Below are 14,944 nucleotides of genomic sequence, written 5' to 3'. Positions count from 1 at the left end.
AGTGACCGAGGAACCGCTCGCCGTGGGGATGCTCGGCTACGGGTTCATGGGCGACGCGCACGCGAACGCGCTGCGGACGCTCCCCCAGTTCTTCCCCGACGCGCCCGAGGTGTCGCTGGACGTGCTCGTCGGCCGGGACGAGGACGCCGCCAGCGACGCCGCCGACCGCCTCGGCTTCGACCGCGTGGAGACCGACTGGCGGGACGCCGTCGACGACGTCGACGTCTTCTACAACCTCGGCCCGAACGACGTCCACGTCGAACCCTCCATCGCGGCGCTGGAGAACGACGTCCACGTGCTCTGCGAGAAGCCGCTCGCGCCCACGGTGGCGGACGCCGAGCGGATGGCGGAGGCGGCCGCCGACAGCGACGCGACCGCGGCGGTCGGGTTCAACTACCGGTTCGTGCCCGCCGTCCGGTACGCCAAGCGCCTCGTCGACGCGGGCGAGCTCGGGGAGATTCGGCACGCGCGCTTCCGCTACCTGCAGGACTGGCTGGCCGACGCGGACGCCCCGTGGTCGTGGCGCCTGGACGCCGACACCGCAGGGTCGGGCGTGCTCGGCGACCTCGGCGCGCACAGCTTCGACCTCGCGCGCTTCCTCGTCGGCGACGTCGACGCCGTCAGCGGCCACTGCGAGACGTTCGTCGAGGAGCGCGTCCCCGAGGGCGAGACCGAGCCGCGTCCCGTGACGGTCGACGACGCGTTCGCCGCCCACGCCGAGTTCGAGAACGGCGCGATGGGCACCTTCGAGGCGACCCGGTACGCGACCGGCCGGAAGAACGGCCACACGTTCGAGATCGACGGCTCCGAGGGCGCGGTCCGGTTCGACCTCGAACGGCTCAACGAACTGGAGGTCCGTCGCGGCGACGGCCGCGGCTTCGAGACGGTGCTCGTCACGGACGACGACGACCCGTACGGCGAGCACTGGTGGCCGCCGGGCCACGTGCTCGGCTGGGAGCACACGTTCGTCCACGAGAACAGCGAGTTCCTGACCGCGGCCGCCGGCGACGGCGAGTTCGCGCCGGAGTTCGCGGACGGCCTGGCGGTCCAGCGGCTGCTGGACGCCGTCGAGCGCAGTGACGACCGCCGCGAGTGGGTGACGGTCTGAGAACTACTCTTCGAGGTCGCCCTCGTAGTCGCCGCCGTACCGCATGAACAGGTAGGTCAGCCCGAGCACGGAGACCATCGACCCGGTCGCCGCGACGCCGAGGTTCAGCGCGCTGTCCGGCAGCAGGGACTGGTAGCCGGTCTGCTCCGGCGGGTCCTCGGTGACCTCGATGGTGCCCTCCATGCCGAGGCTGGCGTGGGGCGTGCAGATGTACTCGTAGGTCCCCTCCGTCTCGAACGTGTGCTCGTAGGTGAACCCGGAGTCCTCGAGGGGCTCGTGGCCCGCCCAGTCGGAGCCGGAGGGCGTCGACTCGGGGACGACGTTGTGGCCGCTGCTGGCCCACTCCCAGCGGACGGTCCCCCCCGGCTGGACGTACGCGGTCTCGGGGTCGAAGACGTTGCTCCCGCCCGGGCCGACGGTGACGACCGTCGCGCCGCCGTCCTCCTGTGCGGCGGCGCTCCCGGTCGCGGCGGCCCCGACGGCCCCGGCGGCGGCCGCACCGGCGCCCGCCCGGAGGAAGCTGCGGCGCGTCACCCGCTCGTCTGCATCGGAGTTCATGCCCGGGGCTAGGGGACACCGGGTACTGAATACTTTGGTTTGCGGCTCCCGCGGGCCGGAGACGGAGCCGGCGGGTCAGTCCTCGCGCCGCGCCGCCGGCGGGCGCTTCACGCGCGAGACGAGCGGCTCCTCGAGGGCGAGCCGCATCGTCAGCTCCGCGCGGAGGCGCTCGGTGACGTCGAACCCGAGGTTGTCGTAGACGTGGACGGCGCGCTCGTTGTCCTCGGCGACGGTCAGCGCGAGCGACTCGCAGCCGTCGGCGTCGGCGTACGCGACAAGCTGTTCGAGGAGTTCGGTGCCGACGCCGCGGCCGCGGTGGTCGGGGTGGACGAACACCACGAGTTCGGGGTCGCTGGCGTCGACGGGCGCCGCGGCGACGTGCCCGCGGACGCCGTCGTCGCCCACCGCGAGGAGGTTCCGACCGGCGTCCGCGAGGCCGTCCAGCCACCGCTCGACGCGCTCGCGGGTCCGCGGCGGCAGGCCGAGCGTCGTCGCCTCGACGTCCATCGCCTCGTACATCTCGACGAGCGGTTCGCGGTCGGCCGACGTGAGCGGCCGCACGACGAACGGGTCGCCGTCGGCGTCGAACGCCCGCGGGCAGCGCGGCTGGCAGTGCGGCGTCCCCTCGCAGCGGGAGTTGTCCCACGCGCTGCAGGACGCGCCCGTCTCGCGGCCGTCCGGCGGCATACCCGGGGATACGGCCGGCGGGGCCTTCAACTGCGAGCCGAACCTGTGCGGGCGTTTATCAGCCCGGTCGCGCGGAAACTCCGGGCGCGGGGTCGAGGGTTCCAGAACCCTTTTGCACGGGCGCTGTGCACGTGCGACCATGGCAGACGTCGAAGCCGAACTCCGCAAGGAACTCTTAGACGCGTTCTCGGGCGCCGACTACCCGGTGAACAATCAGATGGACCTCGTGCCCGCGCTCCCGAACGGCCCGTCGACGAAGTTCGAGGCCGGCGGGAAGTCGTTCACCGCGATGGAGCTGGCGACGAAGCTCTCCAGCCGCGCCGAGTTCCCCTACGACGACGCCGAGTCCCTCGTGGACGACGTCATCGAGGGGCTGAAGGACGAAGGCGACATCTGAACGCGGCGACCGACGCCGCGTCCCGCGGTTCTTCTCCCGAAACGACTTACGCGTGGTCGGCGTCCGCCCAGTCATGACCGACTGGATTGGCGACGTGTTCACCAGCGACGCCGGCTGGAACCACCTTGAGACGCTCGTCGACGTCCGCGACCGGATGGCGGGGTCGCCGGGCGAGCGCGAGGCCGCCGAAGCCACCCGTGACGCGCTCGCGGCCGCCTGCGGGGACGCCACCCTCGACGAGTTCGAGATTCAGGGCTGGACGCGCGGCGACAGCGCCGTCGTGACGCCGGACGGCGAGGAGGCGTGCATCGCGCTCCCGCGAAGCCCGAACGCGACGTCGCCGGGGAGTTCGTCGACCTCGGCTACGGCCTCCCGAGCGACTTCGAGGACGCCGACCTCGACGGGAAGGTCGCGATGGTGGCCTCGGACGTGCCGGACTGGTACGACCGCTACCTCCACCGCCGCGAGAAGTACTACCACGCGGTCGACGCGGGCGCCGCGGCGTTCGTCTACCGGAACCACGTCGCGGGTCAGCTCCCGCCGACGGGGAGCGTCGGCACCGACGAGCGGCCGCTCGGCGAGATTCCCGCGGTCGGCGTCTCGAAGGAGGTCGGCGCGCGGCTCGCGCGGAAGTACGACGGCGAGACGGTCGACGTCTCCGTGACCGCCGAGGTCGGGGACGCGACGAGCCAGAACGTCCACGCGACGCTCGGCCCCGACACCGAGGCGGAAGTCCTCGTGACGAGCCACGTCGACGCCCACGACGTCGCGGAGGGCGCGATGGACAACGGCGCGGGCACGGCGATGGTCGTCGAACTCGCGGGCGCGCTCGCCGACCGCGAAGGCGACCTCGACACGAAGGTCCACTTCGTCTGCTTCGGCGCCGAGGAGGTCGGGCTCGTCGGCTCGGCGTACGACGCCGCGAACCGCGACCGCGACGACGTCCGCGCCGTCCTGAACCTGGACGGCGTGGTCGCCGGCCGCACGCTGAAGTGCTACGTCCACGGCTTCGACGCGCTCGGCGACGCCGCCCGCGAGGTCGCCGACCGCTTCGACCACCCCATCTCGGTCACGCCGGAGATGGGGCCCCACTCCGACCACTGGGAGTACGTGAAGTTCGGCGTCCCGGGCTACCACGTCACCAGTCAGACGGACGGCGACGGGCGCGGCTGGGGACACACGCACGCGGACACCCTCGACAAACTGGAGGCGCGGACGTTCCGCGAGCAGTCCGTCCTGCTCACCGAGCTCGCGGTCGACCTCGCCGACGACGGGTTCGCGGTCGCGCACGCCAGCGAGGCCGACGTCGCCGCGGCGCTGGAGGACGAGGGCCTCGCGGAAGGAATGAAGGTGACCGGCGACTGGCCGTACTGACCGCGAGCCCGTAGCCTTTTTGCGACTGCCGGCCCGCCTTCCGACGATGAGCGAGACGACGCAGCGCGGGGTGGGCCGGTGACGCGCGTCGGGGTTCTCGGCGACGGAGCGGCGGCTGCCGCCGAAGTCGTCCGCGACGCCGGCGGCGAGGCCGTCGTCGGCGACGGCGCGCTCGACGCGGACGTGGTCGCGGCGCTCGGCGAGGCCGCGCTCCTCGACGCGCTCGACGCGGCCGCCGGCACGCCCGTCCTCCCGGTCGGCGCGGGCACCGAGTACGGCGGCGTCCCGCGAGCAGACCGCGCGGACGCGCTCGCCGCGCTCGCGGCCGGCGACTACGAGGTCGCCGAGCGCCAGACGCTCGCCGTCACCGCGGGCGAGACGGCGGTGCGCGCGCTCGCTGACGTGATGGTCGTGACCGACGAGCCCGCGCGCATCTCCGAGTACGCCGTCGAGACCCGCGGCCGGAGCGTCGACGAGGTGCGCGCGGACGGCGTCGTGGTCGCGACGCCCGCCGGCAGCCACGGGTACGCCGCGGACGCTGGCGGGCCGCTGCTGTCCGCGGACGCCGACGCGCTCGCGGTCGTCCCGGTCGCGCCGTTCCGCGTCGAGCGCGTCCAGTGGGTCGTCGACGCGCCCGCCGCCGTCACCGTCGTCCGCGAGGAGGCCGACGTCGCGCTGTTCGTCGACGGCCGCGCCCACGGGTTCGCGGCGCCCCACGCGCCCGTCGAGCTCGACTGGGGGGCGCCGTTCCCCGTCGCGGTCGTCCCCGCCTCGCGGGGCGTCGGCTTCGACTGAGCGTATTGGAAAAGACATAATACCGCGACAGACCGACGTTCGCGCATGGCAGTTCCATCGGTCACGCTCTTCGGGCCACTCGACGCCGTGCTCGCGCCCTACGCCGAGTACGCCGTGTTGGTCATGGTCCTGTTGAACTTTGTCAGCCGGCGCATCGCCCACGGCGCCCACGAACGACAGGCCGAGGACGGCGCGGACGCGCTCTCGTGGCACCCGTTCCACGCGTTCACGACGTGGGGGCTCGTGCTGCTGAGCTTCTACTACCTCACGCTCCACCACCACAGCGGCATGGTGCTGTCCGTGCTCGCGCTCGGCACGTTCCTCGCGGACTTCTTCGAACTCGAAGCGCGCAAGGTCGAAGCCCGCGAGGGGCTCGAACTGGAAGCCCCGAAGGGCGCCCTCGCCGCGGCGACGCTCACGCTCCTGTACGCCGCCTACATCAGCGTCTTCTTCCTCGTCAAGCCGTACTGGATGCAGGTCGTCTGAGGCCCGTCCTCCCCGCTTCGAACCGACCGAGCAGCGGCGTGACCGGACCGCACGCTTCTCCGCGACGCTGACGACGGACGCGTAGCCGTCGGTGCGGAACGCGAAGTCGACGAGGACGGCGGCGCGGCTACGCGGTTTCGAGAACGGACGGCGAGAAGAGCGTTATTCGCCTTCGACCTTCGCGTACAGCTCGCGGCCGAGCGGCACGCCCACCCAGAAGAGGAGCGCGCCGAAGATGGCCAGCCAGAACATCGACTCCAGCAGTATCAGCGCGACCTCGCCGAGCATCGAGAGGTCGCTCGGCGGCGCGCCGGTGAGCTGTGCGCCCGAGAAGCTGGGGGTCTTGTACCAGCCCGCAAGCACCATCCAGATGAGGCCCGCGCCCGTCAGCAGGCCGAGCCCCTTCGCGAACTCGTCAGCCATTATCCGAAGGTTCGTCGCCGCTGTCTTTATCCTTTGCCATTCCGCTGGCGCGGAACCGCGAGGAGAACGCGTACACGAGTCCGCCCGCGGCGATGAGCCCGACGCCCAGCGCCGCGAACGCGACGTTCACGTCCTCCGGGGCCGCCCGCCCCGCGTTCGTCGCGGTGTCCAGCGCGACGAACCCGAGCACGACCGACACGACGGCGAACAGCGTCGAGAACACTGTCACGGACTTGTAGAGCCGGTCGGGTACGACCACGTCGCGGCCGCGTTCGTCGTCGCCCATTAGCCGACAGCACGGCCGGGCGATACTTCACTCTCGCGGTCGGCCGGAAGCGAGTGAGAACGGCAGCGTGAGATTCGGAGGCAGGAACGCGAAGCGAGAGAAGTGAGGCGGGAGACGTGGGGCGGGAGCCGGTTACTTCGGCGGCCGGAGCTTGTAGTACCGGCGGTTGAGGTCGTACATGTACCCCTCGCGCATCGTCTTCAGCACCGCGTACGTGATGGCGCCCGCGATCGGCGGCACGAGAAACGTCAGGTCGAACAGCAGGCTCGAGTCCAGCGGAACCAGGTTCTTCATGGACAGCGCGCTGATGGTCACCGCGAACACGACGCCCATCACGCCGACCGACGCCCAGAACGGCTGCTCGACGGGGCGGCGTGCGCTCCCCTTGTTGAGGAACGGGACGATGGCGATGAACCCGACGACGACGAGGTTCGCGACCACGCCGTACGTGCGGTCGGCCATCAGCTTCTCCCCGCCGAGGATGGCGAGGTCGGGGTTCAGCGGGCCGAGCTTGAGCAGGCCGAACGACCAGTAGAGGTACCAGTCCGGTAGGATGATGCTCGGCGTCTGGCTGGGGTTCGCGGGCGCGCCGAGGTGCGGCGGCAGCGTCGACGCCAGGAAGAAGATCATCCCGACGAAGAAGCTCGTGAGCGCGAGGTTGCGGATGAGCTCGTGCGGCCAGACGGGGAACGCGAGCACGTCGCGCTCGACGTAGTCGGACTCCTCGCGGAGGTCCTGGTCCTCGCGCCGGGAGCGCTCGAAGTACTCGTAGGTCAGCCGGGAGAGCCCCGTGGTGCGTTCCTTGCGTTCGCGCCACGTCGGCGTCTCGTCGTCCGGCGGAACGATGCCCGTGCCGTCGGTGCGAGCCGCGTCGTCGGTGTGTTCGTCGTCTGCCATGGTGTTAGTGGGGTTCCGCGATGCCCTGCATCCAGACGAGCCCGAGGTGGATGGCGATGACCGTCGTCACCACGAACGGGAGCAGGAACACGTGGAAGATGTACATGCGTTGGAGTGTCGGCTGGCCCGGCGAGAAGCCGCCGAACACGAGCTGTGCGACCCATTCGCCGATGAGCGGAATCGAGAGGCTCATCTCGACGCCGATCTGCCCGGCCCAGAACGCCAGCTGGTCCCACGGGAGCAGGTAGCCCGTGTACCCGAAGACCATCGTGAGGCTGAGCAGGACGATGCCGATGATCCAGTTGACCTCGCGGGGTTCCTTGTACGCGCCCGTGAAGTAGACGCGGAGCATGTGGAGGAACACCGCGGCGGTCATCACCTGCGCGGCCCACCGGTGCAGCGACCGGAGGAAGAACCCGAAGTTCAGGTCCGTCATGATGGTCGCGACCGTGCTGTATGCGACGGTCGCGCCCTCGATGTCGACGGCGCCGGCGGCCGCGGACGGCGAGTAGTAGAACCCGAGCAGCGCGCCGGATATCGCCGCGACGACGTACGCCAGCGTCGAGAAGAACCCCAGCGAGTACAGCGGGTACCAGTACCAGAACTTGTTGTCGAGGTTGTACTGCTCGGTGTGGCTCTTCGGCATCTGGAGGTTGACCCGGTAGTACAGCGTCTCCAGCAGTTCGAGGTAGTCGACCAGCCGGAGGCGCTTGTCGAGCCAGACGAGCGTCGCGAGGAACGTGTGCTCGATCGGCGTCAGGTCCTTCTCCTCGAGCCACGCGTCGTGGTCGTGGTCGTCCTTGCGTTCGACGCTCATCTATCCGTCCTCCGGGCGCGGGTACGCCGTGAAGCTGCGCTTGACGATGCTGTACGGGTCGTAGATGGACTGGTGGCACGCACAGTAGATCTTGTCCCCGGCGCCCTCGTAGTTCGAGGAGCGGTAGCCGGGCACGCAGCAGTAGTGCGTGCACTTGTTGAGGAACGCCATGAAGCCGTCCTGCGTGGCGGCTTCGAGCCAGTCGGCGACTTCGCCGCTGGCCTCGGCGACGGCCTCCTCGAGGAGCGTGCTCCGGATGACCTGCACCGGAATCGAGTTGTCCGTGTCCTGGGAGCGCCACGTGACCGAGGCGGGCTTCCCGATGCCGTCCTCGCCGTAGTCGTTCCCCCACGTGTCGTAGTCCGAGAAGTCGTCGACGTGGACCTGTCCGGAGCCGGGCTGCCACTCGTAGGAACCGGAGCCGCCCGTGTACCGGAAGTAGTTGTCGCCGTCGTAGCTCGGCTGGAGGCCCTGGTAGTCCTGGATGCCGCAGTACTGGAACCAGTCGACCTCGTACGTGATGCCGCCGAGCTCTTCGCGGGCGACCTGGATGGTCTGGCCTTGCTCTTCGACTTCCTTGACCTCGGGGTAGACGCCGCGGAGGTAGCCCTCGTCGTCGATCTCGATGGGGACCATCGGCATCGCACGCGGGGCGGGACCGCCGGTGTTCTGGACGCCGAAGTACGTCGTCTGACCGCCACCGGCCCCCGTCGGGTTGGTGACCGCGTCGAGGCTGGCGACGCCGGCGGTGCCGATGCCGGCGACGCCGGCGCTGCCGACGACGCCTTTCACGAAGCGGCGGCGTCCCGAGCTCTCTGGGTACTTGTCGGACATGTTATTTCTCGTAGTAGGGGTAGAGTGCCTTCTTGAACTGTTCGCTGACGTCGCCGAACGCGGACTCGCCGTCGACCTGGTCCTCTCGGACGTAGAGGTCCTCCCACTTGCGGCGGCGCTTCTTCACGATCATCACGTCCGGCAGGAACTCCTTGCGGTAGAGGAGCAGGACGAACGAGAGGTCGATGAAGATGGCCGAGAGGAGGAACCCGAGGTACATGTTCCCGGTCGGGTCGACGCCCCAGCCCGTGATGAGGCCGTACGCGAACACCGCGACGAACGCGATCTCCACGAACGTCAGCAACACGATCGCGACGGTCGCGGCCGTGCTCTCGCGGGCGGGCTCGTACCGGTGGATGTCGCCGTAGTTGGAGCCTTTCGAGGACATTTATTCTTTGTTGGGTGCGCTCGCGTTCGGTGATTCGCCGTACTTGAGGACGAAGAAGGCGTACACGAGGGACACGATCATCATCAGGATAGTCGCGATGCCCACGAAGTGTGCCTGGAACGGCACGCCCATGTGGTGGGGGTCGGGACCGCTAGCGCCGCCGCCCCCGCCTCCGCCGCCGGGCGCCTCTCCGCTCTCGTTGACGACCACGACGCCCTCCATGCCGAGTTGGGCGTGCGGGGTACAGATGTAGTTGTACTCGCCGGTCGGCCCGTCGAAGGTGTGCTCGTACTCGAACCCGGAGTTCTCGATGGGCTCGTGGCCCTCCCAGCTCGCCCCGTCCGGGATGCCGTCGGGCGCGACGTTGTGACCGTCGGACTCCCAGACCCACTGGACCGTCGCTCCCGGCTGGACGTAGACGGTCTCGGGGTCGAAGACGTTGTTCCCGTTGGGACCGACCGCGACGGTCTTCGTCGTTCCGGCGCCCGGGAGTTCGTCGCTCTCACCTTCGCCGCCGCCGGACGTGGTGCCGTTCTCCGCCGTGCCGTTGGCGGCGGTGCCGTTGTCGGAGGTCGTGTTGTTCCCGTCGTCCTCCTGGACGGCGGCGGACGTGGAGGCCGACCGAGCGCCGGCCGCGCCGATGGCTGCAGCGCCGCCGGCCGAGCCGGTCGCAATCTTCAGAAAGTCCCGCCTCTTCATACATTCACGAATCAGGATGGCATCCGCATAAACCCACCGATGGCTGTCCGGAGGGAGACGAGTAGTACCGGGTCTCAGGGGCCCGTTCAGGGGTCCTCCGAGCCGTCCGGGTGGCTGTCGGTCTCGGGGACGAACGACGGTCGTTCGCCGTCCCCGAGCCCCGCCGAGCGGAGGCGGTTGCGGAACTCCTCGGCGCGGAAGCGGTCGGACAGCCGAGCGTTCGCGACGACGAGCAACATCAGCGCGCCGAACAGCACGAAGCCGACGCCGGCGATGACGGCGATGACGGCCGAGTTTCCGAGCGGGTGGAGCCGGAGCGTCGTCCCGGCGACCGTGCAGGCGTGGGCGGCCGACCCGGCGACGGGCGGACACCCCCGCACGACGGGGTCGTAGACGAACGGCGAGAGCACGAGCAGGACGCCGACGACGACCTGCGCGAGGCCGATGTACTGGAGCAGCGTCGTCCCGAGGCCGCCGCTCCCCTCCGGGACCTCCTGCGGGTCGGGGAGGCCGGCGTCCTCGGGCGCGTCGGGCGCGTCGTAGTCGTCCATCGAGCAGAGCGCGACCGTCGGCTTCACGTCCCGGAGGACGGTGCCGCGGCCCTCGACGGTGCCGTCGGCGTAGACGACCGCGTACCCCTCGTCGGAGTACGCGAGCACGACCGGCTCGCCGTCGATGGCGTCGCGCTCGACGACCGCGAACACGTCCCGGGTGGCGACCCGGTGGCGGAGGTCGCTCTCCACGCGGTCGAGCAGCCGCTCGCCCGTGATCCACGTGTCCGGGTCGAAGGCGGCCTCCCACTCCTCGGCGGAGAGCTCGGCCATCTCCTGCGGACCGAACTCCTCGAAGTCGACCTGCTCGCGGAGTTCCGCCGGCGTCTCGGCGTCGGGCTCCTCGTCCGGCGCGGGCGCCCCGTCGCCGCCGTCGGAGTCAGTCATCACCCCGGAGTTGCGCGCGAAGCGGGTAAACGCTTCCGACCTACACGACGACGTAGTCGACCCGCGTGTCGTTGGCGTAGACGGTCACGTCGAAGGATTCGTACGCGAGCACCCGCCGGTCGAAGACGGTCTCGTTCCCGCGCTCGACGACCACGCGGACGTCGTGGCCGCGCTCGTGCACCTCGCGCGTGAGGTCGACTTCGCGGTACGCGGGCAGGTCGTAGGTCTCGGTGTCGCCGCCGGGCGCCAGCGTCACGGTGACGTTGTCCACGTTCTCGCTCGCGCGCACCGAGAGGTGCTCGGGGGCGTGGGACGTGCCGACGGCGGTGTGTGGCTCGGTCGGCGGGCTGGTCGTGGCGTCCGTGTGCGTTCCGGTGGGTGTGCTCGTGGGCACGGTCGTCTCGCCGTCGTCCGCGGGCGCGAAGCCCGCACAGCCCGCGAGCGCGACGAGGAGGGCGACTACCGCGGTTCGCGTCGGGGACATAGTCGTGACTGCGACCGAGACCGGTAAACGTCTTGTGCCGGTGTCACACGGTTTCCGCGCCGGGGGAACGAAGCGAACGCGTTTAGTCGCGCCGCCCGAACGCCCCGGCATGGTCGCAGACGTGACGGTGGCGAGCGTCGCGGCGGTGCTGGTCACCGCGAGCTTCCCGTGCTACCTCTACGGCGCGTGGATCATCATCGACGCCGAGACCGTCACGTGGGGGACGCTCAAACACCACCTCGCGTACATCTTCGCGGGGCTGGCGCTGAACACCGTCCCCGTCGTCGCGTGGATGGTCCCCCAGCTGTTCGACCAGCTCGGCGGGTTCGCCGTCCTGCACGCGTTCTTCGGCGTGCAGGCGTACGCGCTGCTGGCGTTCGCGCTCACCGGCATCGTCCCCATCCTGCGCGCGAAACGCGAGTACAACCTCTACCACGACCCCGACCAGGACGTCGACCTCGACGAGATCCACGAGAACATGAGCGACTGGCGGCTCCGCCTCCGCGCGGGGGTAATCGGCTACGTGCTCTGCTGGCTGGTCGCGTGGGTGCTCGGCGTCGCCCGGTTCGTGACGAAGTACCGGACCGAGTTCTAGCGCCCGCGGTACCAGACGTAGCCGAGCACGACCGCGAGCACGAGCAGGCCGCCCGCGAAGAACAACAGCCCCGGCGGGAGCCCCTGCGCGCCCGACTGGGCGCCCTCGGCGACCGTCGTCGTCGCGTTCGCCGTCTCTGTGGCCTGCTCGTTCATGATGCCGATGCCGCCGCCGTCGGTCGTCGCGGGCGCGTCGGCGGCGTCGCCGCCCGTGGTCTGGAACTCCGTCGGCGCGTCGCGCCCGCCGAACAGCCGCTGGACGACGAGGCTCGCGACGCCGAGGAACCCGACCGCGCCGAGCACGCGCATGAGCCGTTCCTTCAGCGACGGCTTCGACGCCTCGTCGGCCGCGAACACGACCAGCGACTCGGACGCGGGCGCGTAGACGTTCATCTCGCGGCCCTGCTCGGAGTACCACGTGTCCGCGACCTCCACGAGGTCCGCCTCCACGAGCTTCTCGAGGTGGTAGGTGGCGTTCTGGAGCGACGTCCCCACCTCGTCGCGACGCTGGACGCGGTGTCGGGCTCCTCGTACAGCGCCGCCAGAATCTCGCGGGCGGTCCGCGAGGAGAGCGCCTCGAACACCTCGTCGGCGGCGTCCTCGCGGATGCCGACCACGCGGGACCCGTCGCCGCGCTCGACGGACGACTGCAGCGGGAGCAAGCGATTCCCTGCCATCTGTCGGGGGTTGGCGGCGCTCCCTCAAAGCACCTCCTAAAGCTAAAGCCCCCATTTGACCCTTTACTCGAGGGGCAAAACGCCAGCTTACCACTCGGTGCCGTCGGCGAGGTCGACGTCGTGGTCGAGCTTCGAGGACGGGCAGACGTCTTCGAGCAGGCAGTCCGAGCAGTCGGGGTTGCGCGCGGTGCAGGTGTCCCGGCCGTGGCTGATGAGCCAGTGCGTGAAGTTCTGCCAGTGCTCGCGCGGGACGACCGGCATCAGGTCCGCCTCGATGTTCTCCGGGCGCTCCTCCTCGGTGATGCCGAGGCGCCGCGAGAGCCGCTGGACGTGGGTGTCCACGACGATGCCCTCGGTGATGTCGTGGCCGTGCTGGAGGACGACGTTCGCGGTCTTCCGGCCCACGCCCGAGAGGTCGGTGAGCTCGCTCATCGTGTCCGGCACCTCGCCGTCGTGCTCCTCAAGGATCCGCTGGGCGGCGTCCTTGATGTAGCCGGCCTTGCTGTTGTAGTACGTGATGGAGTCGAGGTCCTCGGCGAGCTCGTCCTCGTCGGCGTTCGCGTACGCCTCGACGGACTCGTACTTCTCGAAGAGGTGGGCGGTCTCCTTGTTCACGCGCTCGTCGGTGCACTGCGCGGAGAGGATGACCGCGATCAGCAGCTCGAGCCGGTTCGAGAAGTTCAGCGAGATCTCCGGCTCGGGGTACTCCTCGCTGAGGCGGTCGATGACCTCCTCGACCTGCGCCTCGCGCGTGTCCAGCGGCGTTCCCATACCCGGAACTCGGTCCTCCGGCCCTTCCCTGTAACGGAACGAGTGGGAGCGACAATCCGAGGGGGTCGTCGACCGGGGGTCGCTGCCGTCCGGCGGCGGCCACAACTCCTTTTCGGCCGAGACCCGTTGCTTGCGGTGTCGCGGCGTTTGTCTCTCGGAGAGCGCGTCCTCGCCCCGGTTCGAGGCCGCCACTCCAGCGCTCTGTCGCCGGTAGCGGCTCGCAACAGTCCGGCACAGCGGCGCGCAATCAGTCCGAGGCAGCGACTCGCAACCACCCCGGATTGTCAGCGAGACGACTGTTCGATTCGATATCCAGCCAGCATGGAAGCAAGTCACTACGTCGAAGACGCATCGATCCCCTCCGTCTCGGGGTTCTTCAGCAAGTACGGACTCGCGCTCGTGATGGTCGCGAGCTACTTCGGGTCCGGTTCGGTGTTCATCGCCAGCTCCGCGGGCGTCCGGTACGGCTACACGCTGCTGTGGGCCGTCGTCGGCGCGGTACTGCTCGGCTTTCTCGCCCAGGACATGAGCGCGCGGCTCGGCATCCACGGGGAGTCCCTGGCGACGTTCGCCCGCGAGAAGCTCGGCTCGACGCTCGCGACAGCCATCATGGTCGTCCTCTCGGTCGGCTGCGTGGCGTGGACCCTTGAGCTGACCGCCGCGGTCGGGAAGGGCGTCGTCGTCCTCCTCGACCTGCAGGGGGTCGGCTGGCAGCCGTTCGCCTACCTCACCGGGCTCGCCGCCATCGTCGTCGGCGTGCTCGGCTACGACGTCGTCGAACGGCTCATGGTCGCGATGATGTTCGTGCTGCTCGCCGCGTACCTCGTCGTCGCGGGCGCGAGCTCCCCCGACCTGGTCGCCGCAGCGACCGGGTTCGTCCCGTCGCTCGGGCCGACCGGGTCGATGGCGCTCGCGGTGAGCATCCTCGGGACGACGGCGCTCTGGCCGAACTTCTTCCTCGAGTCCGAGCTCGTCGACAAGAAGGGCTGGACCACCCGCGCGGACGTCCCCACGATGCGGCGGGACCTCGGCATCGGCTACGCCGTCGGCGGCATCACCACCATCGCCATCGTCGTCGTGGCGGCCGCGGTCCTCCGGCCCGCCGGCTACGAACAGCTCCAGACGTTCATCACGCCCGGGCGAGCGCTCGCCGAGATACTCGGCGGCTGGGCGATGGCCGTCTTCCTCGCCGGCACGCTGGCCGCCGCGTTCAACAGCATCGTCCCCATCATGTGGGCGCCCGCCTACATGATCTCGAACGCGCTCGGCGGCGCGTTCGCCGGCAACGACCGCGTGTTCAAGGCCATCTACGTCGGCGGCGTGGCGCTCGGCAGCCTCTCCCCGCTCGTCCACAGGTACCTCGGGCTGAGCGTCGTCGACATGATCCTGCTGTTCCCGGCGTACAACGGCGTCGTCGGGCTGCCCGTCACCGCGGTCCTGCTGTTCTGGGCGGTCAACGACGGCGACGTGATGGGCGAGCACACGAACGGCTGGACGCTGAACGCGCTCAACAGCGCGCTCATCCTGCTCGCGGTCTACTCCGCGTGGAGCGCCGGACAGACGGTCATCGAGGCCATCCTCTCCGGCGGACTCTGACAGATGCCCGCAGGCATCCCCACCGCCACGCTCGCCGCCCTCGTCGCGCTCTCCCTGTTCGCCGGCGTCGGCATCACGGCCGTCGGCCCGGGCGGCATCTTCGTCACCATCGCGCTCGTCGCGCTGACCGACCTC

19 protein-coding genes and 1 pseudogene are annotated in these 14,944 nt (G+C 70.0%); 7 read left to right on the top strand and 13 right to left on the bottom strand.

Annotated elements, in window-relative coordinates:
* Positions 1-28: 28 nt before the first annotated feature.
* Positions 29-1,108: a Gfo/Idh/MocA family protein gene (locus GJ634_RS05855; protein WP_157501118.1), complete on the top strand. Its 1,080-nt coding sequence runs from the start codon at positions 29-31 to the stop codon at positions 1,106-1,108.
* Positions 1,109-1,111: 3 nt separating this feature from the next.
* Here the strand turns inward: GJ634_RS05855 and GJ634_RS05850 are convergent, their stop codons facing one another.
* The gene (locus tag GJ634_RS05850; protein WP_157501098.1) at positions 1,112-1,666 is read right to left on the bottom strand and encodes a plastocyanin/azurin family copper-binding protein; all 555 of its coding nucleotides are present in this window, start codon (positions 1,664-1,666) and stop codon (positions 1,112-1,114) included.
* Between the two features lie 75 nt (positions 1,667-1,741).
* The gene (locus GJ634_RS05845; protein ID WP_157501096.1) at positions 1,742-2,353 is read right to left on the bottom strand and encodes a GNAT family N-acetyltransferase; all 612 of its coding nucleotides are present in this window, start codon (positions 2,351-2,353) and stop codon (positions 1,742-1,744) included.
* A 139-nt stretch (positions 2,354-2,492) separates the two neighbouring features.
* Between GJ634_RS05845 and GJ634_RS05840 the strand changes: the two genes are divergently transcribed.
* From GJ634_RS05840 to GJ634_RS05825, 4 genes and pseudogenes are all read left to right on the top strand, one after another.
* The gene (locus tag GJ634_RS05840; RefSeq protein ID WP_157501094.1) at positions 2,493-2,750 is read left to right on the top strand and encodes an MTH865 family protein; all 258 of its coding nucleotides are present in this window, start codon (positions 2,493-2,495) and stop codon (positions 2,748-2,750) included.
* A 73-nt stretch (positions 2,751-2,823) separates the two neighbouring features.
* A pseudogene (locus GJ634_RS05835) lies at positions 2,824-4,124 on the top strand (M28 family peptidase).
* Positions 4,125-4,202: 78 nt separating this feature from the next.
* The gene (locus tag GJ634_RS16615; protein WP_157501092.1) at positions 4,203-4,919 is read left to right on the top strand and encodes an NAD(+)/NADH kinase; all 717 of its coding nucleotides are present in this window, start codon (positions 4,203-4,205) and stop codon (positions 4,917-4,919) included.
* Between the two features lie 45 nt (positions 4,920-4,964).
* Positions 4,965-5,405, top strand: a complete 441-nt coding sequence (locus GJ634_RS05825; RefSeq protein WP_157501091.1) for a hypothetical protein — start codon at positions 4,965-4,967, stop codon at positions 5,403-5,405.
* A gap of 162 nt (positions 5,406-5,567) precedes the next feature.
* Here the strand turns inward: GJ634_RS05825 and GJ634_RS05820 are convergent, their stop codons facing one another.
* The 9 genes from GJ634_RS05820 to GJ634_RS05780 form a co-directional block, all read right to left on the bottom strand.
* Positions 5,568-5,828: a hypothetical protein gene (locus tag GJ634_RS05820; RefSeq protein ID WP_157501089.1), complete on the bottom strand. Its 261-nt coding sequence runs from the start codon at positions 5,826-5,828 to the stop codon at positions 5,568-5,570.
* Positions 5,821-6,114: a hypothetical protein gene (locus GJ634_RS05815; protein WP_157501088.1), complete on the bottom strand. Its 294-nt coding sequence runs from the start codon at positions 6,112-6,114 to the stop codon at positions 5,821-5,823. The genes GJ634_RS05820 and GJ634_RS05815 overlap by 8 nt, the downstream gene beginning before the upstream one ends.
* A 132-nt stretch (positions 6,115-6,246) precedes the next feature.
* Positions 6,247-7,011 (bottom strand): cytochrome bc complex cytochrome b subunit, encoded by a 765-nt coding sequence (locus GJ634_RS05810; protein WP_157501086.1) that lies wholly within the window; start codon positions 7,009-7,011, stop codon positions 6,247-6,249.
* Positions 7,012-7,015: 4 nt separating this feature from the next.
* Positions 7,016-7,828 carry a cytochrome bc complex cytochrome b subunit gene (locus GJ634_RS05805; protein ID WP_157501084.1) on the bottom strand — a complete coding sequence of 271 codons (813 nt, stop codon included), beginning with the start codon at positions 7,826-7,828 and terminating at the stop codon, positions 7,016-7,018.
* A complete protein-coding gene (locus GJ634_RS05800; RefSeq protein ID WP_157501082.1) occupies positions 7,829-8,662 on the bottom strand; it encodes a Rieske 2Fe-2S domain-containing protein in 834 nt (277 codons plus the stop codon).
* 1 nt (position 8,663) lies between these two features.
* Positions 8,664-9,050 carry a hypothetical protein gene (locus GJ634_RS05795; protein WP_157501080.1) on the bottom strand — a complete coding sequence of 129 codons (387 nt, stop codon included), beginning with the start codon at positions 9,048-9,050 and terminating at the stop codon, positions 8,664-8,666.
* The gene (locus GJ634_RS05790) at positions 9,051-9,749 is read right to left on the bottom strand and encodes a plastocyanin/azurin family copper-binding protein (protein WP_157501078.1); all 699 of its coding nucleotides are present in this window, start codon (positions 9,747-9,749) and stop codon (positions 9,051-9,053) included.
* Positions 9,750-9,835: 86 nt separating this feature from the next.
* Positions 9,836-10,687 carry a hypothetical protein gene (locus GJ634_RS05785; RefSeq protein ID WP_157501076.1) on the bottom strand — a complete coding sequence of 284 codons (852 nt, stop codon included), beginning with the start codon at positions 10,685-10,687 and terminating at the stop codon, positions 9,836-9,838.
* 40 nt (positions 10,688-10,727) lie between these two features.
* A complete protein-coding gene (locus GJ634_RS05780; RefSeq protein ID WP_157501074.1) occupies positions 10,728-11,171 on the bottom strand; it encodes a hypothetical protein in 444 nt (147 codons plus the stop codon).
* 109 nt (positions 11,172-11,280) lie between these two features.
* Here GJ634_RS05780 and GJ634_RS05775 point away from each other — a divergent pair, with 109 nt between their 5' ends.
* Positions 11,281-11,766 carry a hypothetical protein gene (locus GJ634_RS05775; RefSeq protein WP_157501072.1) on the top strand — a complete coding sequence of 162 codons (486 nt, stop codon included), beginning with the start codon at positions 11,281-11,283 and terminating at the stop codon, positions 11,764-11,766.
* On the opposite strand, the gene GJ634_RS05770 is transcribed toward GJ634_RS05775, so the two are convergent.
* Positions 11,763-12,260: a helix-turn-helix domain-containing protein gene (locus tag GJ634_RS05770; protein ID WP_231736956.1), complete on the bottom strand. Its 498-nt coding sequence runs from the start codon at positions 12,258-12,260 to the stop codon at positions 11,763-11,765. The genes GJ634_RS05775 and GJ634_RS05770 overlap by 4 nt on opposite strands.
* A gap of 269 nt (positions 12,261-12,529) precedes the next feature.
* A complete protein-coding gene (gene nth, locus GJ634_RS05765; protein WP_157501070.1) occupies positions 12,530-13,213 on the bottom strand; it encodes an endonuclease III in 684 nt (227 codons plus the stop codon).
* Between the two features lie 321 nt (positions 13,214-13,534).
* Here nth and GJ634_RS05760 point away from each other — a divergent pair, with 321 nt between their 5' ends.
* A complete protein-coding gene (locus GJ634_RS05760) occupies positions 13,535-14,809 on the top strand; it encodes an NRAMP family divalent metal transporter (protein ID WP_157501068.1) in 1,275 nt (424 codons plus the stop codon).
* Positions 14,810-14,944 lie beyond the last annotated feature (135 nt).

The sequence above is a fragment of the Halobacterium sp. CBA1126 genome (genome assembly GCF_009741975.1).
GTDB lineage: Archaea > Halobacteriota > Halobacteria > Halobacteriales > Halobacteriaceae > Halobacterium.
Note: the sequence above shows the minus strand (reverse complement) of the source record. Positions and strands in the feature narration are given on the sequence as shown.

Coding starts and splice junctions, on each gene's coding strand:
- GJ634_RS05840 (WP_157501094.1), top strand. CDS start 2,493: ATGGCAGACGTCGAAGCCGAACTCCGCAAGGAACTCTTAGACGCGTTC.
- nth (WP_157501070.1), bottom strand. CDS start 13,213: ATGGGAACGCCGCTGGACACGCGCGAGGCGCAGGTCGAGGAGGTCATC.
- GJ634_RS05805 (WP_157501084.1), bottom strand. CDS start 7,828: ATGAGCGTCGAACGCAAGGACGACCACGACCACGACGCGTGGCTCGAG.
- GJ634_RS05800 (WP_157501082.1), bottom strand. CDS start 8,662: ATGTCCGACAAGTACCCAGAGAGCTCGGGACGCCGCCGCTTCGTGAAA.
- GJ634_RS05855 (WP_157501118.1), top strand. CDS start 29: ATGCTCGGCTACGGGTTCATGGGCGACGCGCACGCGAACGCGCTGCGG.
- GJ634_RS05775 (WP_157501072.1), top strand. CDS start 11,281: ATGGTCGCAGACGTGACGGTGGCGAGCGTCGCGGCGGTGCTGGTCACC.
- GJ634_RS05780 (WP_157501074.1), bottom strand. CDS start 11,171: ATGTCCCCGACGCGAACCGCGGTAGTCGCCCTCCTCGTCGCGCTCGCG.
- GJ634_RS05815 (WP_157501088.1), bottom strand. CDS start 6,114: ATGGGCGACGACGAACGCGGCCGCGACGTGGTCGTACCCGACCGGCTC.
- GJ634_RS05810 (WP_157501086.1), bottom strand. CDS start 7,011: ATGGCAGACGACGAACACACCGACGACGCGGCTCGCACCGACGGCACG.
- GJ634_RS05790 (WP_157501078.1), bottom strand. CDS start 9,749: ATGAAGAGGCGGGACTTTCTGAAGATTGCGACCGGCTCGGCCGGCGGC.
- GJ634_RS05850 (WP_157501098.1), bottom strand. CDS start 1,666: ATGAACTCCGATGCAGACGAGCGGGTGACGCGCCGCAGCTTCCTCCGG.
- GJ634_RS05760 (WP_157501068.1), top strand. CDS start 13,535: ATGGAAGCAAGTCACTACGTCGAAGACGCATCGATCCCCTCCGTCTCG.
- GJ634_RS05845 (WP_157501096.1), bottom strand. CDS start 2,353: ATGCCGCCGGACGGCCGCGAGACGGGCGCGTCCTGCAGCGCGTGGGAC.
- GJ634_RS05785 (WP_157501076.1), bottom strand. CDS start 10,687: ATGACTGACTCCGACGGCGGCGACGGGGCGCCCGCGCCGGACGAGGAG.
- GJ634_RS05795 (WP_157501080.1), bottom strand. CDS start 9,050: ATGTCCTCGAAAGGCTCCAACTACGGCGACATCCACCGGTACGAGCCC.
- GJ634_RS05825 (WP_157501091.1), top strand. CDS start 4,965: ATGGCAGTTCCATCGGTCACGCTCTTCGGGCCACTCGACGCCGTGCTC.
- GJ634_RS05820 (WP_157501089.1), bottom strand. CDS start 5,828: ATGGCTGACGAGTTCGCGAAGGGGCTCGGCCTGCTGACGGGCGCGGGC.